Raw genomic sequence first — 694 nt, 5'->3', positions numbered from 1 at the left:
CCGGTCTTATCCAGCCGATCGCCTTCCACAAAGGGACTGGCGATGAACCGCTCCGCCGTCAGATCGGGCCGGTTCAGGTAGCCACGCGCAACCCCCACCCCGCCAATGTAAAGCTCCCCCACCGCCCCGAACGGCACCGGCGCGCCATGACCGTCCAGAAGATACAACCGCGTGTTCGCAATCGGACGCCCGATCGGGACAACTGACCCATCAAAATCAGCCGGGCAATTCCAAACCGTCGCGCAGACTGTTGCTTCGGTCGGGCCATAAGCGTTGACGATAGATGCCGAGGTCAGACTTCGGACGAGTTCAGCCTTCGGCAGTTCGCCAGCAAGAATGAGAACTTGCGATGCCAAACATCCGGGATCCCTGCTTGCCTGAAGCAAGGCTGGAGGTAACGTCGCATGGGTTATGGCTTCGCTTCGCAGGTAATCCGATAGCTTGTTACTCGCCTGGCGGAGCTCGTCCGCAGGCAAGTGCAATGCGGCGCCTGAGCCAAACGCCATGACAAGCTCCCAAGCACTTGCATCAAAACCGAAGGAGGCGAACTGCACGACACGGCTATTTGAACAGACGCCAAAAAGCCCAATCTGAGCCAACCCCAGATTGACCAGGTTGTGGTGCTCGACCATGACGCCCTTTGGGGTTCCGGTTGAGCCGGAGGTGTAGATCACATAAGCGAGATGGCGTGAGG

General features: G+C 59.1%; 1 protein-coding gene. It reads right to left on the bottom strand.

Going from position 1 to position 694, the window contains the following annotated elements:
* The coding region (locus X738_RS80600) for an AMP-binding protein (protein ID WP_036270825.1) at nucleotides 1-694 on the bottom strand (694 nt) is incomplete at both ends.

Source organism: Mesorhizobium sp. L48C026A00, assembly GCF_000502375.1.
In the GTDB taxonomy this organism is placed as follows: Bacteria; Pseudomonadota; Alphaproteobacteria; order Rhizobiales; family Rhizobiaceae; genus Mesorhizobium; species Mesorhizobium muleiense.
Note: the sequence above shows the minus strand (reverse complement) of the source record. Positions and strands in the feature narration are given on the sequence as shown.